Here is a 333-nt window from a genome sequence, read left to right as displayed (position 1 = left end):
CGGGCCACTAACTATCATGATACCACTTGCAACAAGCACAGCTAACGTAAAGTAACCATACTCTGCCAGTGGCAGAATACCGGAAAGAATCAGCTTATCTGTCTGAGTCACCAACACCCAAATGGATGAGGTAAACGCGATTGTCAGGGCAAACTTGAGGACTGGCTTTATTGGTCTGAATGACCAACCTATTTTTTCCTGTAAGCTTGCCTTGCCTGGCAGTAAGCGACTACCCATCCAGAAAAGACCCGTCAGCTCTATCAGTGCGACGATCAGTTGATGAATAAAAAAGACTAAAGGCGTAAAGCCGAATTGCCACATACTTAAGAAAAC

General features: G+C 45.0%; 1 pseudogene. It reads right to left on the bottom strand.

Features of this window, described 5'->3' with window-relative positions:
• Window positions 1-333 (bottom strand): annotated as a pseudogene (locus tag RMT89_RS41875) (polysaccharide biosynthesis protein); the annotation flags it as partial.

This window comes from Streptomyces sp. P17, from assembly GCF_032436805.1.
Taxonomy (GTDB): domain Bacteria; phylum Actinomycetota; class Actinomycetes; order Streptomycetales; family Streptomycetaceae; genus Streptomyces.
This window is presented reverse-complemented; position numbering and strand designations above follow the sequence as displayed.